Origin of the sequence: Muriicola jejuensis, from assembly GCF_010671595.1 — a bacterium.
In the GTDB taxonomy this organism is placed as follows: domain Bacteria; phylum Bacteroidota; class Bacteroidia; order Flavobacteriales; family Flavobacteriaceae; genus Muriicola; species Muriicola jejuensis.
The window spans coordinates 240,555-263,612 of record NZ_JAABOP010000001.1 but is presented as its reverse complement, the minus strand read 5'-3'; the positions used below and the strand labels follow the sequence as shown (position 1 = coordinate 263,612).

Genomic DNA, 23,058 nt, shown 5'->3' with positions numbered 1-23,058 from the left:
AAGAAATAGAAGTAAGGGTAACCTGATGAATAAACTTGTACATGGCCATTAAAAAAAAGACGGTTCTCAACATCCTTCTTATACTCGTTGTGCTTTCTTTTTTTGTAACCCCTTTGGGGTATCACAGCAAGATCCTCTTAAATCGCCTCTTTGCGGGTTCTCCGGACATCATCCCCAGGGAAGAGAGAATAGCAATAGCGGATTACGACTGGACCTTGAAAGATGAGGATTGGAACTTCTTCAGTTTTGATCGCTCCCGAGGAAAGGTGGTCTTTATAAACTTCTGGGCCTCCTGGCGCCTTCCCAGCGCTGCGGAATTAAAAAGCGTTGAGAATCTCTATGAACGCTTCAAGGGGAAGGTGGATTTCTATATCATCACCGACGAGGAAAGGGAACCCGTGAAGGAGTTCATGGAAAAAAATGACTTCATTTTTCCCGTAACTTACCTAATCATAGGCGAGACGGCACCCTTTCCGGTTCCGGAGCCCCCGGCGACCTATATCCTGGACAAGGAGGGTAGGATGGTCGTGAAACGCCAGGGGATAGGTGATTGGGATAGCTCTAAAGTTATTGATCTTATAGAAAAACTATTGGAGTAAGATGAAAAAAATCACCAAATATACTCTTGGCTTATTAGTCTTAGCGCTGATTGCAGGCAGCCTCTTTTTCAAGCCTATTAAATTTTACGCGATTAAGTACGCCAACAGATTTTTCTCAGAAAATACTACTCCAGTAGATAAACGGACGAATGAATCCATTGAAGTATTCGATTGGTCCCTTAGAGAATTAGAAGGGGAGACCCTGAACTTCGAAGAGTTCAGAGGGAATGTGGTCCTTATCAATTTTTGGGCGACCTGGTGTCCACCCTGCATAAAGGAGATGCCATCTCTACAGGATTTGTATGACTCTTATGGGGATAGGGTCACCTTCCTTTTTATCGCAAGAGATAAGGAAAGGAACGTGTCCAGGTTCATGGAAAAGAATGGATACGCCCTCCCTGTATATTTTGAGGACGGTATTACCCCACAACTCTTTTACAACCCGAGAATTCCATCGACCTTCATCGTAAGCAGGGAAGGTACGGTTGCCATGGCCAAATCCGGGGAGTACGACTGGAATAGTGCCGAGGTTCGAGAATTATTGGATAGTCTTCTATCCGAAATGTAATTCCGTGCAGATCACTACCCTGACCTTCCTGAGATATACTTCCATATCCAAAAAAATATGGGCTTTCGGCATGATGCAATTTGCCCATGCTTCACTGAAAAATACAAAAGGGCAGGAGTTCTACAAACTGCTCGGCAGCGGGAAGGCGGGTTTTAACCCATGGCCAGATTGGACGGTATACGCCCTGCTGCAGGTCTGGGAAAACGAACAAAGTGCGGAAGATTTTTTTCGGGAATCCTCCCTGATGGAGAAATATCGAAAGATGAGCGACGAACGCTGGACCCTCTTTATGAAAAATAAGATGGCCAGGGGAAAATGGGCTGGAAAGATGCCCTTTACCAAACATCCCGATATACCGGATACGATCCCCTATGTCGCGGCGATCACCCGGGCTACCATTAAATTCAAATACCTGAGGAAATTCTGGAAGAGTGTACCCGCCTCCCAGAGTCCGCTGGAATTCAATCCCGGGCTTTTATACACCAAGGGAATAGGAGAAGTCCCTTTTCTGCAGATGGCCACATTCAGCCTGTGGAAAGATCAGCAGTCACTCGATGCTTTCGCATACAGAAGCAAGGAGCACGTCAAGGTGATTGGGGATACCCGAACGCTCGGATGGTACAGGGAAGAACTATTCTCCAGGTTTCAGCCCTATAGGTCTGAGGGAAACTGGAGTGCATTGGACATGGCCGGTCTCGACCTGTCCTAAGAGGGTCAAAACCAGAGATAGAAGAAGAGGAAGAAGACCAGTTGGGCCGCATATAGATGGGCAGAAAATCGGAGATCACCCGTGATTTTCATCCTTTGAATAGCCAGTTGAAAGATCAGGGCAAGGCCCAGCCAGCATACATAATTACTAAGAGGAACTATTCCCTGATCGAATTCCCAGAAATCGAAGCGGGGTGCCGATTGCTCCATAAACCAATCCAGTACCAGCATCAGAAAGGCGGCGAAGATGACCTGAATGATTCCATTTGAGGATATGTATTGAGCGATGCGGGCGGTTATAAAACTCAGCAGCGCCCAGTTGATCCCGATCAAAAAGGGCACTCCATTCCACTTCGGGCCGAGGTTATCCCCGTAGGAATAGGACCCGAAAAGGATGCCATAAGAAACCCCTAGCCATTCGGCCAACATCCCAAAAAACCACAGGGCGGCGAAAAGGATTCCTTTTTTGGCCGTATCTACCGGGAATACGAGAAAGAGCAAAAAGGAGGAGATAAGGAGATTGATGGGCGTTTTAGATACGAACCAGGTTTCAAACCCCATACTGATACCGATCAGGGCAGAGATGTGGAAGATCCAGACGACCCAGATGGCCCAGGATGTATTTGTCTTTTCAACCATGAGGTACCAATGAATTCGGATGTGGGATCAGGTCGGCCACGATCTTTGCCGACATCAGGCAGAGAGGAATACCCCCTCCGGGGTGGACTGATCCGCCGCAAAAATAAAGATTTTCTATGTTGCGAGAGAAATTGGGATGCCTCAGGAAGGCCGCGAATCTGGAATTGCTGGCAGCCCCGTAAAGTGCCCCCCGATATGAACTGGTATTATCCTCAATACCAATGGGATCGAGAACGTGTTCCGTGACGATCAGGGGCTCGATATCCACGCCGAGGCAGGTGCTCAACTTTTTGAGGATCAGCCTTCGCGCTTTGCTTTTAAGAATTTTCCAGTCCTGCCCGTAATTACCCGGAGCATTGATCATAACAAACCAGTTCTCACAGCCATTAGGAGCGTCACCCGGAACATCCTTGGAGGTAATATTCAGGTAGACCGTCGGATCGTCGTTTAAGTTCTTTTCCTCAAACAGTGCCCTGAACTCTCCCCTGTAGTCGTCACTGAAGAAGATATTGTGGAGGTCGAGTTCCTCAAAAACCTTTTGTATCCCCCAGTAGAAGATCAGGGCAGAACTCGACCTTTCCTGTTCCAGGGTCCTTTTCGGGTAGGGAAGATCCGGCATAAGCTTTTTGTAAGTGGGATAGATGTCCATGTTAGACACGATCAGGTCTGCGGCATGGGGACCATCCTCGGTAAGGATCCCCTTTGCAACGCCCTTTTCGGTCAGGATTCGCTCTACTTCCCGGCCGAAATGGAATTTGACCCCAACCCTAAGGGCCAGTTCGTATATGCTCTGGCTGATGCGGTGCATACCTCCTTCGGGGATAAACGTGCCGAAATGCATCTCCAGGTGGGGGATCAGCGACATGATACCCGGGGTCTGATAGGGGGAAGACCCGTTGTAGGTGGCGTAACGGTTAAAGAGCTGAACGAGCCTGGGGTCCTTAAAAGTATTGGAATTCACCGCATTCAGGGATCGGTTGAGATCCAGGCTGCCTATACGGATGATCGCCTTAAAGGTCTCCGGAGATAAATAGGTTTTTGCCTTGTGAAGGGATTTCTCCAAAAAGATACCTGAAGTTAAGTCGAACTTCCTCCTATTATCTTCGAGATACCCCCTGAGGGTGCCGGGGTCCTCCCCGAAGAATTGGGCAGCATCCTTTATGAAATGCTCCCGGTCTGCCTTCACGACAAAGCGGCCACCGTCCTCCCAGAAGTAATTACAGATCGTTTCTTTTCGCGCATAACGGAAGTGATCCCCTGGAACAAGGCTGAACAGTTCGAATAGCTCATCCACGAATTGGGGCATGGTAAAGAGGGAAGGACCCAGATCGAACCGGAACCCTTCCTTTTCCAGGGTGTGGAGTTTGCCACCGGCATAAGAATTCTTTTCAAAGACGTCCACCTCGTAACCGAGCCTTCGTATCCTCAGGGCAGACGCCAGGCCGGCTATTCCCGAGCCGATAATAACGGCTTTAGGCATGGATTTTATTGCTTGAAATATTTGAAAGGTACCCAGAGCATGCCAAAGCATTCCCCTTCTTCCTTCCCGAGGTGTTTGTGGTGGATCTTATGGGCTCTCCTCACTCCGCGGGCGTACCAGTTGTTCGCGTTGCGGAACCATTTGAATCGCTGGTGAATAAAAATATCGTGTACCATAAAATACGTGGCTCCATAGGCCATGATCCCGAAGCCAATGGGATAGCCGTACCAGAAAGAGCTTTCGCCGGCGATCATGATAAAGGACATGCTCATCACGGCATAGAAAATGAAGAAAGCGTCATTTCTTTCGAACCAGGAATCGTGGTCCTTTCTGTGGTGGTCTTTGTGAAGGCTCCACAAAAATCCATGCATCACGTATTTATGGGTAAACCATGCCATGAATTCCATGATGCAAAAGGTGGAGAGAAATATAAGGATCCAGAGTGCGATCTGCATGATGTTATTTTTATACCAGGTTCAATTTATAATTGACATAGGATGTAGCGAGTAATCCGAATTTTTGGTAATTCGGGACACGGATACGGGCATTCTTGATCTCCAGGGAAGGTGTCTTCTGGAGTTTTCTCAGCAGTTGATAATAGTATTTGTAGGCCGTGTACACCCCAAATTTAGCCTCATTTGGAAGTTGGGCGATTCCTTCGTACCCTTTCCTGAAATCTTCCCTGATCTCCTCCACGATCCTGGCTTTGGAAGCTTCATCGAGCTGGAGCAGATTCGTATTCGGGAAATAGGACCGGCTGAGGTCCTCGTAGTCGGCCTTGAGATCCCTGAGAAAGTTGACCTTCTGAAATGCTGATCCAAGAGCCATGGCGGAGTCCTGAAGGGCCTCGTACTGCTGTTCATCCCCATTGACAAATACTTTCAGACACATCAGTCCGACCACATCTGCGGAACCGTAGATATATTCTTTGAATTCGGCATGGGTGGCGTATACCTGTTTGTCCAGATCCATTCGCATACTTTTCATGAATGCATCTACCAGGTGACGAGGGATGCCATAACGGTGGTAGGTGTGTTGAAAAGAGTTCAGGATAGGGTTGAGGCTGATGCGGTGGGTCAGGCTATCTTCCAGATCCTTTTCAAAAGCATTGAAAAGGGCTTCCTTGTCGTATTCGTGAAAGGTATCCACGATCTCATCTGCGAAGCGGACAAAGCCATAGATATTGTAAATGTCCTTTCGGATGCACGGGGCCAGCATTTTGGTGGCCAGGGCGAATGAAGTGCTGTAAGACTCCGTTACCGTCTTGCTGCACTCAAATGAAACTTTGTCAAAAATGGACTTCATAGCAATTTTATTTTTTTTGCGCAATGAGTTCGGAAACCAGTTTCCCTGAAATCAGAGACGGGGGAACACCAGGTCCCGGGACGGTTAACTGCCCTGTAAAATAGAGGTCCTTTACTTTCTTACTCTTAAGGCCGGGCCTCAGGAAGGCTGTTTGCATCAAGGTATTGGCCATTCCATAGGCATTGCCCTTATAGGAATTATACTGTTCCTTGAAATCATTGACGCAAAAGGACTCTTTAAAGATAATATTATTTTCAATGCTTTGATCCGTGCGTTGCTCCAGGCGCTTCAGGACGATATCAAAATACTGCTCCCTCAGTTCCGGAGTATCCTCAAGATCAGGGGCAATAGGCACCAGGAAGAATCCGGTTTCACATCCATCCGGAGCCATCGTGGGATCCGTAACGGAAGGAAAGTTCACATAGAACAGAGGCTCCGTAGGCCATTGGGGCCGGTCATAGATCTCTTCCGCATGCCTTTCGAAATCGGTATCGAAAAAGAGGTTGTGGTGCTCAATGTTCTTTAACTTTTTGTCGAACCCCACATAAAAAAGGAGGGAGGAAGGGGCAAAGGTCTTGCCGTTCCAGTATTCCTCTGAATACTGGCGGTATCGGGGTTCTAACAAGGTTTCGGAATGGTGGTAATCCGCGCCAGTAAGGACAAAATCCGCGGGGATGATCTTCTGATTCACCTCGATCCCTTTGGCCTTGCCGTCTTCCACCAGGATCTTTTCCACGGCCTGTCCTGTATGGATCTTTACCCCCAGTTCTTCAGCCAGGGCCTTCATCCCCTCTATGATCCTGTACATACCACCCCGCGGGTGCCAGGTACCCAAGCCGAAGTCGGCATAGTTCATAAAGCTGTAAAAAGAAGGGGTCTTGCTCGGTTTAGCACCCAGGAATAATACCGGAAACTCGAGGGTGGAGATAAGCTTCGGATTCTTGAATTGCTTCCTGACCTGCCCACTGATGGTCTTAAAGAACTGATCGACCCTCAGGGCCGTATCCTTGGTAACGAGTTCAAAAGGGGAAAGGCCGGGCCTGTACACGATCTTGTTGATGGCGATGTCGTAATTCTCCTGTGCCTTCGCTATGAATGAACGCAGGTATTCTGAGCTTCCGGGCTCAATACGCTCAAACTCTTCACAGATCTTATCCATGCTGTCACCAATGGTAATGACATCGTCCGAAAAGAAGATCTTGTATGCTGGACTTAGTTTATCCAGCTCGTAATAGTCAGAAGTACTCTTCCCAAAATCGTTGAAGAAACGTTCAAAGATATCGGGCATCCAGTACCAGCTCGGTCCTATATCAAAGGTAAATCCCTTCCTGACCAGTTGCCGGGCCCTGCCACCTACGGTTTGGTTCTTTTCATAGACGTCGACCTCAAACCCTGCTTTTGCCAGATAACAGGAAGCAGAGAGGGAGGAGAATCCCGAACCTATGATGACAACTTTTTTACTCATGGCGTTTAGGGATAAAATAACCGTTAAAGGGCAGCCGATAAATGTTCCACAGATTCAAAGGAACGTATGTGATTGGGGAGTTTGTCTTTGGTGAGAAACTGGGTCTGCCTGCCCAGGATCCAAAGTTTGGACACACCATTCGGGCTGAGTATACGGTTGAAATCCTCCATGTACTGCTGTAGGCCGTCCTTGGTAGGGATTACCGTGAAATAGGAGAGGAAATGAAGGTTGCTGTAATACTTCTGCAGGTCGGTAAGGCTCTCCAGCGGCATGGTCTGACCGAGGTAAATGGTTTTATATCCACGGAGTAGCAGTTCGTAATTCACGAACAACAAACCTATCTCATGGATCTCATTCTCAGGCAGGAAAAGGACAAACACCTTGTCTTCCCTGCTGGGTTCCATCTCCTGTATCTTTTCAGTGCTGGTGTAGATCTTTTGTTTGATCAGGTTGGTGATGAAATGTTCGTGGGAAGGACTGATCGTGTCGGTCTGCCAGAGCAGGCCCAATTCGTTCAATAAGGGGATAAATACTTCCCAGAAGATCTCCCGGAAAGAGCGTTCAGCGATCAAACTGTTGTAAGTTTTCTGAAACAGGGAGACATCGAAGTTGATCATCGAAAGCTTGAAGGCGTTGATTGCATGGCTCTTCGTACTGTTCTGAGCCACGAGTTCCCTTACGAACAAAGGGAGCTCTCCTTCCGGGATCTTTGCGATCTTGGAGATCTTGTAACCGTTGTTGTACAAAAGGGTGATATTCAACAACTTCTGCAGACTTGCCAGACTGTAGGTACGTATGTTGGTCGATGTGCGTTCCGGCGCCAGTAAGTTGTACCTCTTTTCCCAGATGCGAATCGTATGCGCTTTTATACCGGAAAGGTTCTCGAGGTCCCGGATACTAAAGTACTTCTTTACGTTGTTCATGTTTTATCGATAAAGCTTAAACAAAGTTACATTTTTTTGCCGCTTAAGTTCTAAGAGGAACGTTAAATTTTAATGGAGGTGTGGAATTCAGGCCACTGGGGATGTGTAAATTACAAGGCATATTTAAAATCTTCTTTCGGGATGGAATCCATCCAGCGGCATGGACAGAGGGAGATCGGAAATCACTTCTGAAACCAGTTTACCTGTGGCAGGCCCCAGGCTCCAACCCATCATGGCATGCCCGGTGGCGATGGTGAGGTTTTCCAAATGGGAGGTTTTCCCGATGTAGGGAAGCCCGTCCGGACTCACGGGCCTCAGGCCGCATTTGGCTGCCTGCTTCTCATCGGCGCGTATTTCCAGGTCTGTATAGTAGGCCTGGGCTGCCCGTGCGATCGCCTCCACCCTTTCGCTTCTTATCCGGTGGTTGATCCCGGAAAACTCCATGGTTCCGGCAAATCGCGTAAAATCTCTCATAGGGGTCACCGCTACTTTGGCTTCCATGAGGATAGCTGGCAGATGGATCCCGAGAGGTCTGGGCACATTGATGCGGTATCCTTTCCCGGCCTGTAAGAGGAGTTTAATCCCAAGGTTTTGCAGTAGCCCTGACGTCCAGGCACCTCCTGCAAGGACCACCTCGTCCGTTGTATAAGTAGCCCGGGATGTCAATGTGCCGGTTATTCGTCTGTTTTTGCGGGTAAACCCGATGACTTCCTCGTCCTGCAGGATCACTACGCCCTGCACTCTCAGGTACATTTTAAGTCGATCCATGATCTCGTTCGGCGACGTATGGGCGTCACATAGATAGTGTACTGCGCCTTCGATCTCCGGGCTTAATCCGGGTTGCAGCCTGTCGAGTTCATTCCGGGTCAATTCGGTTACCTCCAGACCCTCGTCAGAGGCCCTCCGGGCGACCTCCTTTTCATGTTGCCCTTCCTTCCGGGTTTTGTATAACATGAGAAGACCTTTTTTCTCCAGGTGGAAGTCACCGAGTTCACCTGATCCGTGCATTTGGATATAAAGATCCTTGCTTAGGACATTGATCTCCCTGATCAGAGGAATGGCTTTTTCAACATGGGCCCTGGTCGAAGACCGGTTAAAGGCCCAGGCCCATCTGAGGAAATTGTCATCCAGCCGGGGTTTCATGTAGAACGGACTGCTGCTGTTGAACATCCATTTGATACCCTTGGCCATCATGCCTGGGGATGCCAGTGGGATGATATGGCTGGGAGTGAGATATCCCGCATTTACGTAGGACGCACCTCCGTCCATTCCAGACTTGTCGATAACAGTTACCTCATGTCCTTCCTTGTGCAGGTAGTAGGCACAACTGAGGCCCACGATCCCGCCACCGACAATCAGTACGCTTTTTCCCATTTGTTGAACCGGCTTTGAATATTAAGACCTCGCTAAATTAGGAATTTGACCCGATCCTCTTCAAAAAAAAAGCCGCCATTCCTTACCTGAGTAAAGAACAGCGGATTTAAGTGCCCACGACTGGACTCGAACCAGCACGTCCTTGCGAACACTACCCCCTCAAGGTAGCGTGTCTGCCAATTTCACCACGTGGGCCTGAAATAGATTTTTCGGAATGCAAAGATAGAAACCTAATTTGTATCCACCAATTTAATGGGGCAGGAAATGACTCAATTTTTGATCCACAGGTCAATTGTACTCTATTCCAATAATCTCAAGGGACAGCCAGTGAAACTCACCCCTTTCTGTGATCCAGTACACTTCAGACCTGTTCGGGACGTTTACCTGGTCAAATTCTGCAAAAGAGGTGTTCCTAACCACCCATTTTTCCTTGGGGGCGCCATCCCCTGATCCTTTGTAACGCAAGGCCTCGAAGGATACGATCCGTCCTTGCCCGTCAAACTGGAAGATACCGGACACATCGGGCTGATCTCTGAAAGTGGCCCTGGCCCGATCAGCACCCAGGGGCTCCCATACCAGGTAGGGCTGCATCGCTGCAGAAGGGAACCAGCAGATCTCAGCGAGATACCGGACCCTGCTTCCCTGGTCGAGTTTAGGGTCATTGCCTTCACTGACCAAAGGGATCAGGGATAATAGGGAAATGTTCAAGTTTCCTTTCCCATTGATCAGTTTATCCCTGCCCGTCAGGAAGACCGGGCCGATCATTTCTACCTTTGTTTTCCACACAAACCCTGGTTCTTGTATGTTGAACCATTGTTCCGCAGAGAATGGCATCCAGGAACCACCAGGTTCTGTTCGCATCCTTCCCCTTTGTTTCAGGTGCACCTTCCCGATCTGTCCAATGGCCGAAATCCCGGAATTTTCAATCCAATTTTGCACAATTACCGGGAGAGTTGCCAACTCGTTCCCGATATACGCGAGATCTGCATTTGCTCTTTGGGGGGAATAGAGTTGCCGTACCTCCTCCTGTATGCCGATATTGAAATTCCTTTCCCCAATAAATACCAAAATAAAAATCAGGAGCAGGATGTTGATCCAGGTTCCGTGTTTTGCATCTGCCCAGGTGATCACAATGAGGAACTGGGAAAGGATCAATCCGGCCAGGCCGATCCACGGCCACGTATCCTTATTGGCAAGGAAGAGGCCCATGGCAACGAGTATCAGGATGGCCGTGAGAAGCCACAACAATCCCTGAATACGGCTGGTATTCCCGGTCAGCAAGGGAAATTGACCTAGTTCAAACGCTTTTAGGAATCCCAACAAGTGGATTAGGCCGTGAATGCCTAACAAGATCGCTAATGCAGCTTTCATAGGAAAGGTACTGTTTTGTCACCGGGCTAGGAATCCAGGATATGCTGCAGTTCCTCGCTGTCCATAATGTATTCGGTGACCTTGAAGACCTCCTTCCGGTTTTCTCTGAAATCCGTCACAAAATCTGCAAACTCCTTTTCCAATTGCCCATGACGGGAGATGAAATCATCGATTGAAACGGGTTTTTTCCCTTCGATTGCATCTACCACCGTGGAGAGGTGCCTTTTTACCGCTTCCTGCAAATTCTCCGCTCTCAGGGAAAGCTCGTGTCCTTTTTTCCGTATTCCGGCCACGCGGTCCAAGTTTTCTTTCTTGGTTATCCAGATCAGGTATTTTTGGATGAGCTGCTGAAGAAAGCGGATGTCTTCCCGGTAAAAATCCAGGTCGGACCTCCAGTGATTCGCCAGGATGTACACTTCATACCAATTCATCTTTTTTGCCGTGTGAGTGTTCTCGGTTTGGACAGGGGTGCTCATGTTGATGTAATTTTAATGTAACCCAAAGATATCCATGCAGCTTTTTTTATCTCATGATTTATGTCATACTTTGGAACCGGGTCAGGATTTGATGATCCTTCCGTCCTCCATCTCGATGATCCGGTCCGTTCTTTGGGCAAAATCGAGATCGTGGGTAACCACTAATAAGGAAAGCCCCTGTTCCTCCTTGAGACGTGTGAAGATCTGTAGTACATTTTCTGCATTGTAGCTATCCAGGTTTCCCGTGGGCTCGTCCCCCATGAGGATAGTGGGATTGTTGATCAGGGCTCGGGCGATTGCGACCCGTTGTTTCTCCCCACCCGAGATTCGGGAGGCCCTTTTTTCAGCGAGGTACCCTATGTTGAGCATTTCCAGCTTTTCCCTGGCATCCCTTTCAATTTGCTCTTCGGTGCGAGCTCCCAGTTTTTTGCCCGGTAACATCACGTTTTCGAGAACGCTGAATTCCGAGAGCAGGTAGTGGAACTGAAAGACGAACCCGATGTGCTCATTTCGGATCCTGGAGAGGATCTGATGTGACTTTCCCGTGACCAGACCTCCGTTTAAATAGAGTTCCCCCGTGTAATCGGTGTCCATGGTAGAGAGGATATAGAGCAGAGTGGATTTTCCGGAACCTGATTTGCCCATGACCGTGGCGAACTCTCCCTGCCTCACGGTAAAACTGATGTCCTTCAGCACGTGAAAATCCACCGGTTTTTTAAAATGCTTATCAATATGTCTCGCTTCAAGGACGTACTTCATCATGCTGGTCTATGTTCCGCGAATGATCCTTACGGGATCTATTTTTTTGGCCTTGTTCGAAGGGAGATAACCTGCCACGAATGTCGAAAGCAGGGCAAAGACTATCCCGATCACATAGTACCTGAATTGCATATTCACGGGAAAGGTGGTGATGGTGGGCAGGGCCTCCGTATTGAACGGAAGCTGGTCAATAAAAACGGAAAGACCGAATCCGATCAGCAGGCCGAGAAATCCTCCGATAAGGCCTATAATGATGGCCTGACTCATAAAAATGAGCTGTACATCCCTTCCTGAAAATCCCGTAGCCTTCAGGATGGCGATGTCGTTCATCTTCTCGTATATAAGCATGTTCAGGATGTTGTAAATGCCAAACCCGGCAACGATCAGCAGGGTAATGGAAACGGCATAGGTGATAAGGTTGCGGATGTCTGATCCGGTTTCGAACTGGGCATTGGCCGTATTGATATCCGTAGCCCTGATCCCGAACTGTTTCTCCAGTCTTTGGGCCATGGCAGGGGCCTCGCTGATAGCATTGAGCTTTACATTGATGTCCGTGATGTAATTTTGTGCCTCTCCACTGATCCGCTGTACGGTATTCAGGTTGGCATAGCTCTGGATGTTGTCGATGTCCGCGATTCCACTTTGGTAGATCCCGACGATTTTTAAGGGAAAGATCCCTCCGGTCACGGTACTCACCTGTACTCTGTCCCCGACACCCAGCGACATCTTTTTAGCCAGGCCGGCCCCGAGTAAGATACCGCTATCCAGGTTTCTCAAAGCCTCCGGACTCCCCGAGACGATATAATCCCTGAAGTTTGAAATGCGCGCCTCTTCCATGACATCGACCCCTGTGAGGTTGCCTCCGAGTTCAATGGAACCCGAAAGGTAGAAGATCTGTATTCTCAACTGTGGGGTGGCTCCCTTTACGTTCGGGTCTTTTTTGAGGTAGTCCAGGATGGGCAGGGCGTTGTGGATCTTACGCTGACTCTGTTTGGGCTTAACCGAATGCACCACATTGAAGGCTCCTTCCAGGTCACCGTAAAGGTTGACCGGTTGTTTTGGAGAAGGTTCAATTTCGTTGTAAAGATGGATATGGGGGGTTTGGTTCAGGATCAGGTCGTCCAGCATCTGGTTGAGGCCGGTCATAAAACTCACCAGGGTTATATAGGCTCCAATGCCAAAGGTGACCCCCAGAGAGGCGGTTACCGTAGATTTCATCTTGGTGAGCAGATGGGTCTTGGCAATATTCAGTATGACGCTCCAGTTGGTCATTTCTCGGGTTTTAGCAAGAGTGTACCGGTATCGATGCCCGAAGTGATCTCTATCCTTTCTAGGTCCTGCAGCCCCGTCCTTACGATCACAGGTCCTTTCTCCGTCTCTACGATACTGTCGTTGAGGAGGTACTCCTTAGGGATCACCAGGGCGTCTTCCCTCTGGTCTATAATGATATTCCCTTCCCCTGAGAGCCCGGGAAAGAGGGTAGGGGGAGGCTGCCTGAACAGGGCTTCCACCTTAAAAGTCTGGGAGCGCTCGTCTTTTTTTGGATAGATCTTGCTGACCTGGGCCTCGAACACCTTCGAAGGGTATGCGTCCAGGCTGATGAGGGCTTTCTGACCGGGCTTCAGTTTTACGATATCCACCTCGTCCACGAGCATTTCTACGAGGAAATCCGTTGTGCTCCCTATGGAGGCCACGGGTTCCATGCTGGTCACTATCTCCCCGGGATTCTTGTAAAGAGCGTAGACAGTACCATTGATCTTGCTTTCGATGAGGAAATCCCTGGCGGCGATACGGGAGGTCTCGTAACTGTTCTGAGCCTGCCTGTACCTGGTTTCCAATTCGTTTTTCATTTGAGCATAGGAACTCTTTTTCAGGCTGAGGTTGTTGTGCGACAGTTCGAAGGCCAGTTTCCTGCTGTCGAATTCTGCACGGGAACCTATTCCCTGATCCCACAGCTTTTTCTGCCTTGCGAAATTCACTGAATCATTGCTGTACTGCAGTGCGGCAGCTTCTATCTGTTCTCTCAGGCTCTTGAGAACGGCGTGGTTGCCAAGGTAATTTTGTTCTGCAAGTTCCAGTGCCAGCCTGGCATTCTCCCGGTTGAGATTCGGAGTGCTGTTGATGATCTGGGCAATGGGGTCGCCTTTAGATACCACGGACCCTTCTTCGACAAGGTTCCTGTCGAGGATGCCGCCTACAGAGGCATAGGCCATGTACAGGCTGTCTGGCTGTACGGTGACCGAGGAATACACGGATTCTGTGATAGCTGTTTTTTCCGGGTATATTCTATCTTCCTGTTCCTTACAACCCTGATGAAAGATCACCCCTAGAAGGAAAAGGGTGCCTGTGGCGACCTTTGCTAAAACCGGTTTTCCCATCTTGTGATTTTAGGTCTAAATTAATCCGGAGAGCACCCTTAGACCATGATAATTATCACATTAGCTCAAAGCCCGGCCGATCTGGCGAAAATTGTCGTATTTTTAAGTAAATTACAAATTCTATATCTTCGGAGGTGTACAGGGCCGTAAAAACAAAAACAGAAGAAATAGCAAGTACCCCGGTCCTGATAATTGTCATAAAAAGACAAGGAGGTAAGTCCTATCTTGAACCTGTAAATTAATTCCGCATTTATGACCGTCAATATTCAATACCTACACATGCCTACCAGTGAGGCGATGAATGAATTACTCACCCATAAATTAGAGAAAATATCCGCAAAATACGACTGGATACTGAGTACCGATGTCTACTTCAAGCTCGGCAATGACTCCAGCGGTAAGAACAAGGTCTGTGAGATGAAGATGGAGGTTCCCGGCCCGCGTATTTTTGCCAGTTCCACGGAGGATAATTTTGAAAAAGCTGCGGCTGCTACCCTGAAGGATCTCGAGCGTCAGCTTAAAAAAAGGAAGGCGGTCTACAGCAAGCGGTGAACACAGACCCGCGGTTGGTTCACCTTAGGTTGATCTGCCTCAGGGCACCTTTGTAAAGATGACTTCAAGTATAGGTCCGCAACACCCGGACGATGTCGTTCTTCTGGAGTACTCCTGATTGTTGCCAGAGGAGTTTACCCTCCTTGAACAGGATCATGGTGGGTACCCCCCGAACCTGGTATCTTTCGGCAATGGCTGCATTTTTGTCCACATCGATCTTGACGATCTTTACAGAATCGCCCAATTCCTCTTTGACCTGCTGGAGTATGGGTGCTAACACTTTGCAGGGCCCGCACCAGTCGGCATAGAAATCTACCAGCACAGGTATCTCAGATGAAACTATTTTTTTAAAATTACTCTTCATAACCTGGATAAAGGACCATAAAACTAGGTAAAAAAATAAGACTTCAAACTGACTAATATCATACTTCCGGGGTCGGAAATCGACTATCTTTAAAGAAGTTATACAAAGGGGATGGTTATGAGAAAGATAGTAGTGCCAACGGACTTTTCTGAAAATGCCTTCAACGCGCTTAAATACGCTTGTGAGATCTTCAAGTACGAGCAAAGCGAGATCTTCATCCTCCATGCCTATGCCGATGAGGTCTACCAGTTGGGGAATATCACTGACCGTGCTCTGCTCAATAAAAAAAAGGACGAGGTAGAACAAAGATCTGCGAAATCCCTGAAAGACCTATTGCACAAGATCAGGGAGTATTCACCCAACCCCCAGCACAACTTCAGGACCATTCCCGCCTTCGGTTCCCTTATTGACGAGGTGAACGACCTGGTGATCCGGGAGAATACGGATATAGTGGTCATGGGTACAAGGGGGGCTGCCAATGACCGAAGTATCACTTTCGGAAGCAATACCCTAATGGTGATGAAGTACGTACAGTGCCCGGTGATGGCCATTCCGGAAGGGTATGTCTACCACCCGCCCAGGGAACTCCTCTTCCCGACCAATTACCTCATCCCTTACAAGAGGAGAGAGCTCAAGCTCCTTTGTGAACTTACCGGTTCCTTCCGGTCGAACATCCACCTGTTGTATATCGACCCGATGAAGAAGCTGTCGCTGAGACAGGAAGACAATAAAAATTTTTTGAAGAATGAACTAAAAAAGGCCCATCTAACCTTTGAAACGACCGAAGAAAAGGACAAAACCATCGCGATCACCAAGTATATCGTACATCAGAACATCGACATGCTTATTATGGTCAATACCAGACACTCCCACCTGGAGGACATGCTTATGCCTTCGACGGTGAATACCCTAGGACTGCACATTAAGATCCCTTTCCTCGTCCTGCAGAATATTTCGCGTTAACGTTTAATCTCCCCGGTCATGAAAACGATCATACTTCCCACCGATTTTTCAAAGAACGCCTACAACGCCATCACCTATGCGATGGAACTCTTTAAGAACGAGCCATGCAGGTTCTACCTGCTGAACACCTATACCCCGGCCATCTATGAATCCGAGTACATCCTTCACAGTCCCGGACAGATCGGACTCGGAGATATTTACCAGTCCCTTTCCATGGAAAACCTGGAAGACCTCAAAAAAAAGCTGGAGAAGAAATTCAAGAATCCCAAACACACCTTCATCGTGCATTCCGTCTTCAATCTGCTTGTGGATGAGGTCTGCGACCTGGCCGTAAGGGAAAAAGTGGATATGATCATCATGGGCACCCAGGGTGCCACCGGGGCCAAAGAGATCTTTCTGGGATCACATACAGTACACGTTATCAAAAAAGCACCCTGTCCTGTCTTGGCGATCCCTGCCGGATATACATACGAAAAACCCAAGGCCATCCTGTTCCCGACGGACTTTGAGGTGGATTACCAGCACACCCGCTTGTCAGTTTTGATGGAGATAGCTGCCATGCATACCGCGGCCATTCATGTGCTCCATGTGTCTACCGGATACGAACTGAACGAACAACAGGAGCGAAATAAAAGCGGACTCTCCGGGATGTTCTCTAAGCTCAGGCACGAATTTCACGACCTGCCCAGCCAGGAGATCATCGATGGGATCAATGGTTTCAAGGCCAGCAAAAAAGTCGATCTTTTGGCCATGGTACAAAATAAGCACACCTTTCTGGAACGGTTGTTCATAGAGCCTGTCATTAAGAAAATAGGCTTCCATATCACCATACCCTTCCTGGTGCTGCCCCATCCCAATGAATAGTCGTACACCGACCGACGTATACCGAGGTTTATGGAAAAACGCATCCATATCGTAAAATCTTCGGGGGAAAGTGTCCCCTTTTCCTCTATAAGGCTGGCCGATTCCCTTCGGACCAGCGGGGCGGATGAAACGACGGTAGACCAGATCCTTCAAAAGGTAGAGGAAGAACTCTTTCCAGGGATCAGCACCGAGGAGATCTACAACCGTGCCTATGCCATGCTCAGACGTAAACGGCCGATTTATGCCTCGAAATACAAATTGAAAAAGGCCATTTATGAATTGGGGCCGACCGGCTTTCCATTTGAGAAATTCATAAGCACCCTTTTGCAATACTCGGGGTATAAGACCCGAGTGGGGCAGGTGGTGAGCGGGGGTTGTATCTCTCATGAGATCGACGTTCTGGCCAGTAAGAACGGAAAGACCTTTTTGATCGAGTGCAAGTTTCACGGGGAGGAAGGGAGGAATTGCAACGTAAAGGTACCCCTGTATATACACTCAAGATTCAAGGACGTACAGGCTGCGGATAATGGTGACAAAGCCGGATTCATCAGACCGGATGAGGGATGGGTGGTCACCAATACGAGGTTTACCCAGGAGGCAGTGGCGTATGGGAAATGTGCGGGTCTATATCTGCTGAGCTGGGATTTTCCCGAGGGGGACGGCCTGAGGAACAGGATAGACCGACTCGCCCTTTACCCTATCACGGTGTCTACCCTCCTCTCAGGACGCGAAAAACAGTTCCTGCTCAGCCGGGATATCGTGCTTTGCAGGCAACTGATCAGGGATACGTTTTACCTCGACCATTTGGGTGTTTCGGAAAACCGCAAGGCGAGGATCTTAAAAGAGATCGGGGACCTGTGCCGATTGTGATAAGTAAAAAAGGCCATGGTACATATTCGATTTTTGGGAGCTGCCCGGACCGTGACGGGATCCAAATTCCACGTATCCGTAGGGGATTTTGCCGTCATGGTAGACTGCGGAATGTTCCAGGGACTCAAAGAACTCAGAGAGCAGAATTGGAGGCCCCTGTCCGTAGACGTCCCGGCCGTGAGCTATATCCTGCTGACCCACGGGCACCTCGACCATGTGGGCTACCTGCCGCGAATGCTCAAACAGGGTTTTAAAGGCAGGGTACTCGGGACGGCCCCCACCCTTGCCATCACCAGGATCATCCTCAGGGACAGTGCCAAAATACACGAAGAAGAAGCGGAAAAGGCGAATAAGGAAGGATATTCCAAGCACCATCCTGCCCTTCCATTCTATACCCTGGAAGAAGCAGAGGCTGTCATGGAACGATTTGATTCGGTTCCCCTTGACGAGTGGCAGGAGCTCCATGACGATGTCGCGGTAAAGTGGACCTACAACGGGCATATCCTGGGGGCGACCTACCTGATCTTAAAAATAGGAGGGAAGCAGTATGTGTTCTCCGGGGATATCGGCAGGCCGGATGACCTCTTGCTGAGAGATCCAGAATATCCCAAATGGGCCGATTATCTCTTTATGGAGAGTACCTATGGAGACCGGACACACCCGGAGGAAGATGTTGAAAATACGCTCATCACCCTCGCCCAGGAAACGATCAGGGAAAGGGGCACCCTGCTGATCCCGTCCTTTGCGGTAGAGAGGCTGCAAATGCTGATGTTGATCCTGTGGAGGTTATATCAAAAGAACCGCATCCCGGGGATACCGATCTTTATCGATAGTCCGATGGGTACAGATGTGCTCTCTGTCTTCCGGGAGTATAAAGCCTGGCACAGGATTCCGGACGCCGACTTAAAGGCGATGTGCAGGCATATGACCCTGGTTAGCAGCTATCGGGATACCTGGAAGACCATCGATGACCCCAGGCCGAAGATCGTGGTGGCCGGGAGCGGAATGCTCAGTGGTGGCAGGATCCTGACCTATCTGACCAGGACCCTGGAAAAAAAGAACACCACCATCCTTCTGGTGGGTTACCAGGCTGAAGGGACAAGAGGCAGGAAGCTCCTTGACGGGGAGGGGAGGATACGGATCTTTGGGAAAGAGTACGATGTGGAGGCCCGGGTGGTCCATCTCGAAAGCCTGTCTGCCCATGCTGACCGGAACGAACTTCTGACCTGGTTAGGCAATATCAGGAATATCCCGGAAAAGGTATTTCTCATCCATGGAGAACAAGCAGCCATGGAAGGACTTAAGGCGGGGATCGAAGAAGAGTATGGCTGGTCTGTGATCCTTCCCTCTCTTGAGGAAACCGTCTCCCTGGTTTAGACGGGTCGTATAAAAGACGATCCTAATAATTGATGCAGAATAAAAAGTAATACGTGAACCTATGAAAAAAGAAGTCGTAAACAGCACAATGAACCTGGATACCCTGCACAGGGAATCCAGAAATTGGATCTCCCAACTAGAATTCTCACAAGATGAGATCAACTTTTTCATCAAGTTGCTGAATTCCTATGTATTTGAACCGGACACTCCGGCTCTGTTCGAAGACTTACAGAGTCATCAGAAAAATCTGAGCAAGGCAGAAAAGAAATGCAAGGCATTGAAAAAACAGGTCTTGGAACACGAAAACCAGCTCAGCGGCTTGTTGGACCTCCATAATCACACACTCGATGCCGCTTACAAGGACAAGCATATGTACCTTAAAGAGGATATGGAACAATGCACTGCTGAATTTCTCAATTTAAAGAAGGAAATGTTCCGATATGGGCAGACCATCCTCAAGAAACGCCACAATAAGGACCGCTAGGATCTCCGTCATGACATTTGTCATAGGAATTCAGGTATATGGGTGATACCTTATCTACTGATGAGTTTCCGATTATTGGTGAGTACTCTAGCTAGAAATCCTTTGAGGTGAATGGTCTAGAGACCCGCTGAGTCGGTTAAATGAAATATTAACCCATAAGCAAGGACCATGAAAAGAATAGCAGGTTTCCTCTTCCTACTTCTTCTGGGTTGTTCCGATGCGGAATTGGTCAGTTCCTGGAAGAATCCGGACATCGTACTCTTTGATGCGAGTAAAGTACTGGTCGTGGGGATGACACCCAATCCAGAGGCGCGCCAGGAGTTTGAGACCAGGATGGTGGCTAGATTCGAACAACAGGGAGTAGAGGCCATGGGAAGCATAGATCTCTTCGACGTCAATTTTACACTCAGCGCGAGATCCGAGGCGGAGCTCGACGATGTGGAACAAAGCCTGCTCGACAAAGACTTCGATGCCATCCTCTTTACCAAGATATTGGGTTCAGAGACCCGGCAGACCCTGGCCAGAAAGCTGTCGGACCTGGAACGTGGCAACGGCAGGTTCAAGGATGATTACCTGAGCCATCAGAACATTTATTACGACGACGCGTACTACGATAAGTTTACGGTCTATATCGTGGAAACGTCCCTTTACTGTATATGTGTGGGCAAGGAAAGGGAACTGATCTGGAGGGGTGTCCTTGAGGTCCCAGATCCCATTGAGGCCGAACAGACCATGGATGAATACATAGACCTCGTGGTCTCAGCCATGGAAGCAGAAGAACTCATCTTTCGGAGTGGGGACCGATCACAACCTTAATATTTTTATAAAAGAGGAGCAAAAACACGGGCCAGGCCTTCTTTTAGTTTTTGAAATTCCGGCCTGTCAAGGATATCATCCCGCTGTACCTCCTGGCTCTCCGCACAATCCATAATGAAGTTCTTTTTCAGTTTTTTGGCGACCGTTTTGTCATAGATCAGGGCGTTTACCTCGTAGTTGTGCTCAAAGCTCCGCACATCTATGTTCGCGGTGCCAACCGTGGCTACCTCATCATCACTCACAATGATCTTGGAATGCAGAAATCCGTGGGGAAACTGATAGATGCGTATCCCGGCTTTTAAGAAATCCTCGAAATAAGACATGACCGTCCAGTCTACCAGCTTGGAATCGCTTTTCTCGGAAACGAGTAATCGCACATCCACGCCGCTTAGGCAAGCGATCTGCAGGGCCTTGATGATCTCTGCGCTGGGAATGATATACGGATTGGTAATGTAGAGGTATTCACTAGCCTCGTTGATGATGGATAGATAGGACTGTTCGATGGTGGGAAAGACATCATCCGGACCGCTGGGAACGATCTGTACCAGGGTGTCCTCTTCCCATTTACGGGCAGAATCAGGGCTACACCTCATCTCGATCTTTTGTTCGGAGACCATGAACCAGTCGGATATGAAGACGTGCTCCATATGAGCCACGGCAGGTCCCTTGATGGCGAGGTGCATATCGTGCCACCTTCCCAGGTTGGGATCGCCCTTAAAATACCGGTCCGAGATATTAATGCCCCCCGTAAAAGCCACTTGCCCGTCTACCACGATGATCTTCCGGTGGTTCCGGTAATTGAGGGAGGCCAGGAAACGGCCAAAGCGGAAAGGCAGAAAGGGAAAAACCTCCACCCCCATAGACTTAAGGCGCTTGATGTACGAACTGCTGAGGGAATAGCTGCCGATGCCGTCATAGATCAGCTTGATATCCACCCCCTTCTTCTTTTTCTTTTCAAAAAGAGAGAGCAGTTTGTCGGTCAGTTCGCCTTCCTCAAAAATGTAGTACTGCAGATAGATGTAATCTTCGGCATCTTCCAGGGCCTGGAAGATGTTGTGGAAGGCCTGCTTCCCATCTTCGAGCAGGGTAACTACGTTATCGTCCGTAGGGGGATAATGGCTCGCTGATTCAACGAGCGTCATCAGTTTCCTGTATTTGCGATGCATTTGCTCCAGGGCCGGATCCATGGAATAGGACGGGACCTCCAGAATCCCTTCCCGCATTTGGGAGAGCTTTTTCTTTCTGCGGTTTCTGCCCAGCATGATGTACAACAGAATGCCCCCGACCGGGATGGTAAAGATGGCCAGAAGCCAGGCCAGGGTCTTGGAAGGTTTTACCCCGTTGATCAGCAACCCGATCACCAGCGAAAGTGCGATAAGGATGTAGAGGATGATCAATGCGATTTCAAGCATACTCCTGTTGCAGGGGATTAGGTTGGTTCAACAGGTTTAAAAATAAGACAGATTATCGACAAATGAGTCCTGCAGGGGTACATTGTGTACTAGGCCATTTTGAAATCGGCCCTCGAATGATCCGGATTCCTGAAAACCACGAGTATTCAGGGCTTACAGATTCTGTGACCCACCATCAAAATAAATACTAATATTGCTTTATCAAATGCGATCATTTTAGTATACTATGAATGTGAATTTTTTATCCTATGAATATACGCGATGGCGTAAAGACCGCTGAGAACAAGGTATCCTCAGAAACGCGGAAGCTCAGTGAATTCGTGATCGACCGCAGCAAGTCTATAACGGACCGCCTGGAAAGCTTTGAGGACATCCTCAACCTTGAAGTGGGAGACACAGCCCTGAACCGGGCCAAAGCCCTTGAACGAGAGTTCAACATCAGGCAACTCTATATCAAATACGAAGGGGATAACCCCACGGGGACCCAAAAAGACCGAATCGCATTCGCACAGGTCTATGATGCATTAAGACGGGATTTTGACGTGGTAAGCCTGGCGACCTGTGGAAATTACGGGGTGGCTGTGGCTCTAGCCGCCAATCTGGCGGGCATCCATTGCAAGATCTATATCCCTGAATCCTATCACACGGAAAGGGTGGAGGAGATGCGCTCTCTCAGGGCCGAGATCATCAGACTGCCCGGCAGTTATGAGGATGTGGTCTCCAGAAGCAGTGCCCTGGCAGTCGAAAATGAATGGTACGATGCAAATCCGGGCGGGGCCAATACGCCCCTCCAGATAACGGCCTATGCCCAGATCGCCTATGAGATCTTCGAGGACCTGGGTGATGCCCCAAAATACTGCGCGGTCCCAGTTTCTAACGGCACACTCCTGGCCGGGATATACCGCGGGTTTGTAAGCCTTTATAAAAGGGGGAAAACCTCGAGGATACCGAAAATGATCGCAGCCTCTTCCTCTCACAAAAACCCTATCGTGCAGTCCTTTAAGAAAGGCCTGGATTATTGCCGGGACCTGAATCCGGAGAAGATCCGGGAAACCAAATTCAATGAGCCTTTGATCAACTGGCACAGTTTTGACGGGGAGGAGGCGCTCTACGCCCTCAGGGAATCCGGGGGAGCTGCCTTTAACATAAGTGACCGCAAATTGAAAGATATGGCCAGTCTGCTGCATAAAAAGGAAGGATTCCGCATACTGCCTGCTTCCACAGCCGGTCTCATCGCCCTCCTGGAAATACACGAGACGGAGCCTATGGAACCGGACCGTTATGTTGCCATTCTGACCGCAAAGAACTAAC

General features: G+C 48.9%; 25 protein-coding genes and 1 tRNA gene. 11 read left to right on the top strand and 15 right to left on the bottom strand.

Annotated elements, in window-relative coordinates; translation table 11 throughout:
- Positions 1-41 precede the first annotated feature (41 nt).
- From GWK09_RS01200 to GWK09_RS01190, 3 genes are read left to right on the top strand one after another with little or no spacing between them, the layout of a single operon-like run.
- Entirely contained in the window at positions 42-599 is a 558-nt protein-coding gene (locus GWK09_RS01200) for a TlpA family protein disulfide reductase (RefSeq protein ID WP_204260342.1), read from the top strand.
- A 1-nt stretch (position 600) separates the two neighbouring features.
- The gene (locus GWK09_RS01195; RefSeq protein ID WP_163691196.1) at positions 601-1,167 is read left to right on the top strand and encodes a TlpA family protein disulfide reductase; all 567 of its coding nucleotides are present in this window, start codon (positions 601-603) and stop codon (positions 1,165-1,167) included.
- 4 nt (positions 1,168-1,171) lie between these two features.
- Positions 1,172-1,876, top strand: coding sequence for a DUF3291 domain-containing protein (locus GWK09_RS01190; RefSeq protein WP_283401229.1), 705 nt, complete (start codon positions 1,172-1,174; stop codon positions 1,874-1,876).
- A gap of 5 nt (positions 1,877-1,881) precedes the next feature.
- On the opposite strand, the gene GWK09_RS01185 is transcribed toward GWK09_RS01190, so the two are convergent.
- The 13 genes from GWK09_RS01185 to GWK09_RS01125 form a co-directional block, all read right to left on the bottom strand.
- Entirely contained in the window at positions 1,882-2,514 is a 633-nt protein-coding gene (locus tag GWK09_RS01185; RefSeq protein ID WP_163691195.1) for a carotenoid biosynthesis protein, read from the bottom strand.
- Complete coding sequence (gene crtD, locus GWK09_RS01180) at positions 2,507-3,994, bottom strand: 1-hydroxycarotenoid 3,4-desaturase CrtD (protein WP_204260341.1); 1,488 nt, start codon at positions 3,992-3,994, stop codon at positions 2,507-2,509. The genes GWK09_RS01185 and crtD overlap by 8 nt, the downstream gene beginning before the upstream one ends.
- Positions 3,995-3,999: 5 nt before the next feature.
- Positions 4,000-4,449, bottom strand: coding sequence for a sterol desaturase family protein (locus GWK09_RS01175; RefSeq protein WP_163691194.1), 450 nt, complete (start codon positions 4,447-4,449; stop codon positions 4,000-4,002).
- A gap of 10 nt (positions 4,450-4,459) precedes the next feature.
- On the bottom strand, positions 4,460-5,299 hold the full coding sequence (locus GWK09_RS01170) for a phytoene/squalene synthase family protein (protein ID WP_163691193.1): 840 nt from the start codon (positions 5,297-5,299) through the stop codon (positions 4,460-4,462).
- A 7-nt stretch (positions 5,300-5,306) separates the two neighbouring features.
- A complete protein-coding gene (locus GWK09_RS01165; RefSeq protein WP_163691192.1) occupies positions 5,307-6,764 on the bottom strand; it encodes a phytoene desaturase family protein in 1,458 nt (485 codons plus the stop codon).
- A 23-nt stretch (positions 6,765-6,787) separates the two neighbouring features.
- Entirely contained in the window at positions 6,788-7,687 is a 900-nt protein-coding gene (locus tag GWK09_RS01160; RefSeq protein WP_163691191.1) for a MerR family transcriptional regulator, read from the bottom strand.
- 123 nt (positions 7,688-7,810) lie between these two features.
- Positions 7,811-9,061 (bottom strand): NAD(P)/FAD-dependent oxidoreductase, encoded by a 1,251-nt coding sequence (locus tag GWK09_RS01155; protein WP_163691190.1) that lies wholly within the window; start codon positions 9,059-9,061, stop codon positions 7,811-7,813.
- A gap of 111 nt (positions 9,062-9,172) precedes the next feature.
- Positions 9,173-9,256, bottom strand: a tRNA-Leu gene (locus tag GWK09_RS01150).
- A 93-nt stretch (positions 9,257-9,349) separates the two neighbouring features.
- Positions 9,350-10,432 carry a DUF6544 family protein gene (locus GWK09_RS01145; RefSeq protein WP_163691189.1) on the bottom strand — a complete coding sequence of 361 codons (1,083 nt, stop codon included), beginning with the start codon at positions 10,430-10,432 and terminating at the stop codon, positions 9,350-9,352.
- A 26-nt stretch (positions 10,433-10,458) separates the two neighbouring features.
- Positions 10,459-10,908 (bottom strand): hypothetical protein, encoded by a 450-nt coding sequence (locus GWK09_RS01140; RefSeq protein WP_163691188.1) that lies wholly within the window; start codon positions 10,906-10,908, stop codon positions 10,459-10,461.
- An 81-nt stretch (positions 10,909-10,989) separates the two neighbouring features.
- Positions 10,990-11,667, bottom strand: coding sequence for an ABC transporter ATP-binding protein (locus GWK09_RS01135; RefSeq protein ID WP_163692463.1), 678 nt, complete (start codon positions 11,665-11,667; stop codon positions 10,990-10,992).
- A gap of 9 nt (positions 11,668-11,676) precedes the next feature.
- Complete coding sequence (locus GWK09_RS01130; protein ID WP_163691187.1) at positions 11,677-12,939, bottom strand: ABC transporter permease; 1,263 nt, start codon at positions 12,937-12,939, stop codon at positions 11,677-11,679.
- A complete protein-coding gene (locus GWK09_RS01125; protein WP_163691186.1) occupies positions 12,936-14,045 on the bottom strand; it encodes an efflux RND transporter periplasmic adaptor subunit in 1,110 nt (369 codons plus the stop codon). Before GWK09_RS01125 ends, GWK09_RS01130 begins: the two co-directional genes overlap by 4 nt.
- Before the next feature lie 252 nt (positions 14,046-14,297).
- Here GWK09_RS01125 and GWK09_RS01120 point away from each other — a divergent pair, with 252 nt between their 5' ends.
- A complete protein-coding gene (locus tag GWK09_RS01120; RefSeq protein ID WP_163691185.1) occupies positions 14,298-14,597 on the top strand; it encodes an HPF/RaiA family ribosome-associated protein in 300 nt (99 codons plus the stop codon).
- Positions 14,598-14,661: 64 nt separating this feature from the next.
- On the opposite strand, the gene trxA is transcribed toward GWK09_RS01120, so the two are convergent.
- Entirely contained in the window at positions 14,662-14,961 is a 300-nt protein-coding gene (trxA, locus tag GWK09_RS01115) for a thioredoxin (RefSeq protein WP_163691184.1), read from the bottom strand.
- A 117-nt stretch (positions 14,962-15,078) separates the two neighbouring features.
- On the opposite strand from trxA, the gene GWK09_RS01110 reads away from it, so the two are divergent.
- The 6 genes from GWK09_RS01110 to GWK09_RS01085 all read left to right on the top strand — a co-directional run bounded on the left by GWK09_RS01110 (position 15,079) and on the right by GWK09_RS01085 (position 20,335).
- Positions 15,079-15,924: a universal stress protein gene (locus tag GWK09_RS01110; RefSeq protein ID WP_163691183.1), complete on the top strand. Its 846-nt coding sequence runs from the start codon at positions 15,079-15,081 to the stop codon at positions 15,922-15,924.
- Between the two features lie 18 nt (positions 15,925-15,942).
- Positions 15,943-16,788 carry a universal stress protein gene (locus tag GWK09_RS01105; protein WP_163691182.1) on the top strand — a complete coding sequence of 282 codons (846 nt, stop codon included), beginning with the start codon at positions 15,943-15,945 and terminating at the stop codon, positions 16,786-16,788.
- A gap of 30 nt (positions 16,789-16,818) precedes the next feature.
- Positions 16,819-17,658: an ATP cone domain-containing protein gene (locus GWK09_RS01100; protein ID WP_163691181.1), complete on the top strand. Its 840-nt coding sequence runs from the start codon at positions 16,819-16,821 to the stop codon at positions 17,656-17,658.
- Positions 17,659-17,673: 15 nt separating this feature from the next.
- The gene (locus GWK09_RS01095; protein WP_163691180.1) at positions 17,674-19,035 is read left to right on the top strand and encodes an MBL fold metallo-hydrolase RNA specificity domain-containing protein; all 1,362 of its coding nucleotides are present in this window, start codon (positions 17,674-17,676) and stop codon (positions 19,033-19,035) included.
- Between the two features lie 61 nt (positions 19,036-19,096).
- Positions 19,097-19,519, top strand: a complete 423-nt coding sequence (locus tag GWK09_RS01090) for a hypothetical protein (protein ID WP_163691179.1) — start codon at positions 19,097-19,099, stop codon at positions 19,517-19,519.
- A gap of 168 nt (positions 19,520-19,687) precedes the next feature.
- Entirely contained in the window at positions 19,688-20,335 is a 648-nt protein-coding gene (locus tag GWK09_RS01085) for a hypothetical protein (protein ID WP_163691178.1), read from the top strand.
- A gap of 5 nt (positions 20,336-20,340) precedes the next feature.
- Here GWK09_RS01085 and cls read toward each other — a convergent pair whose 3' ends face one another.
- On the bottom strand, positions 20,341-21,747 hold the full coding sequence (gene cls / locus GWK09_RS01080; RefSeq protein ID WP_163691177.1) for a cardiolipin synthase: 1,407 nt from the start codon (positions 21,745-21,747) through the stop codon (positions 20,341-20,343).
- 248 nt (positions 21,748-21,995) lie between these two features.
- Here cls and GWK09_RS01075 point away from each other — a divergent pair, with 248 nt between their 5' ends.
- Positions 21,996-23,057: a pyridoxal-phosphate dependent enzyme gene (locus GWK09_RS01075; RefSeq protein ID WP_163691176.1), complete on the top strand. Its 1,062-nt coding sequence runs from the start codon at positions 21,996-21,998 to the stop codon at positions 23,055-23,057.
- Position 23,058: the final 1 nt, after the last annotated feature.

What these genes read in the sequence shown, in the direction of transcription:
- GWK09_RS01170 (WP_163691193.1), bottom strand. Translation starts at nt 5,299, where the DNA reads ATGAAGTCCATTTTTGACAAAGTTTCATTTGAGTGCAGCAAGACGGTA.
- GWK09_RS01160 (WP_163691191.1), bottom strand. Translation starts at nt 7,687, where the DNA reads ATGAACAACGTAAAGAAGTACTTTAGTATCCGGGACCTCGAGAACCTT.
- GWK09_RS01125 (WP_163691186.1), bottom strand. Translation starts at nt 14,045, where the DNA reads ATGGGAAAACCGGTTTTAGCAAAGGTCGCCACAGGCACCCTTTTCCTT.
- GWK09_RS01075 (WP_163691176.1), top strand. Translation starts at nt 21,996, where the DNA reads ATGAATATACGCGATGGCGTAAAGACCGCTGAGAACAAGGTATCCTCA.
- trxA (WP_163691184.1), bottom strand. Translation starts at nt 14,961, where the DNA reads ATGAAGAGTAATTTTAAAAAAATAGTTTCATCTGAGATACCTGTGCTG.
- GWK09_RS01155 (WP_163691190.1), bottom strand. Translation starts at nt 9,061, where the DNA reads ATGGGAAAAAGCGTACTGATTGTCGGTGGCGGGATCGTGGGCCTCAGT.
- GWK09_RS01140 (WP_163691188.1), bottom strand. Translation starts at nt 10,908, where the DNA reads ATGAGCACCCCTGTCCAAACCGAGAACACTCACACGGCAAAAAAGATG.
- GWK09_RS01085 (WP_163691178.1), top strand. Translation starts at nt 19,688, where the DNA reads ATGAAAAGAATAGCAGGTTTCCTCTTCCTACTTCTTCTGGGTTGTTCC.
- GWK09_RS01195 (WP_163691196.1), top strand. Translation starts at nt 601, where the DNA reads ATGAAAAAAATCACCAAATATACTCTTGGCTTATTAGTCTTAGCGCTG.
- GWK09_RS01130 (WP_163691187.1), bottom strand. Translation starts at nt 12,939, where the DNA reads ATGACCAACTGGAGCGTCATACTGAATATTGCCAAGACCCATCTGCTC.
- GWK09_RS01135 (WP_163692463.1), bottom strand. Translation starts at nt 11,667, where the DNA reads ATGAAGTACGTCCTTGAAGCGAGACATATTGATAAGCATTTTAAAAAA.
- GWK09_RS01100 (WP_163691181.1), top strand. Translation starts at nt 16,819, where the DNA reads ATGGAAAAACGCATCCATATCGTAAAATCTTCGGGGGAAAGTGTCCCC.
- GWK09_RS01175 (WP_163691194.1), bottom strand. Translation starts at nt 4,449, where the DNA reads ATGCAGATCGCACTCTGGATCCTTATATTTCTCTCCACCTTTTGCATC.
- cls (WP_163691177.1), bottom strand. Translation starts at nt 21,747, where the DNA reads ATGCTTGAAATCGCATTGATCATCCTCTACATCCTTATCGCACTTTCG.
- GWK09_RS01095 (WP_163691180.1), top strand. Translation starts at nt 17,674, where the DNA reads ATGGTACATATTCGATTTTTGGGAGCTGCCCGGACCGTGACGGGATCC.
- GWK09_RS01165 (WP_163691192.1), bottom strand. Translation starts at nt 6,764, where the DNA reads ATGAGTAAAAAAGTTGTCATCATAGGTTCGGGATTCTCCTCCCTCTCT.
- GWK09_RS01090 (WP_163691179.1), top strand. Translation starts at nt 19,097, where the DNA reads ATGAAAAAAGAAGTCGTAAACAGCACAATGAACCTGGATACCCTGCAC.
- GWK09_RS01110 (WP_163691183.1), top strand. Translation starts at nt 15,079, where the DNA reads ATGAGAAAGATAGTAGTGCCAACGGACTTTTCTGAAAATGCCTTCAAC.
- crtD (WP_204260341.1), bottom strand. Translation starts at nt 3,994, where the DNA reads ATGCCTAAAGCCGTTATTATCGGCTCGGGAATAGCCGGCCTGGCGTCT.
- GWK09_RS01120 (WP_163691185.1), top strand. Translation starts at nt 14,298, where the DNA reads ATGACCGTCAATATTCAATACCTACACATGCCTACCAGTGAGGCGATG.
- GWK09_RS01145 (WP_163691189.1), bottom strand. Translation starts at nt 10,432, where the DNA reads ATGAAAGCTGCATTAGCGATCTTGTTAGGCATTCACGGCCTAATCCAC.
- GWK09_RS01185 (WP_163691195.1), bottom strand. Translation starts at nt 2,514, where the DNA reads ATGGTTGAAAAGACAAATACATCCTGGGCCATCTGGGTCGTCTGGATC.
- GWK09_RS01105 (WP_163691182.1), top strand. Translation starts at nt 15,943, where the DNA reads ATGAAAACGATCATACTTCCCACCGATTTTTCAAAGAACGCCTACAAC.
- GWK09_RS01200 (WP_204260342.1), top strand. Translation starts at nt 42, where the DNA reads ATGGCCATTAAAAAAAAGACGGTTCTCAACATCCTTCTTATACTCGTT.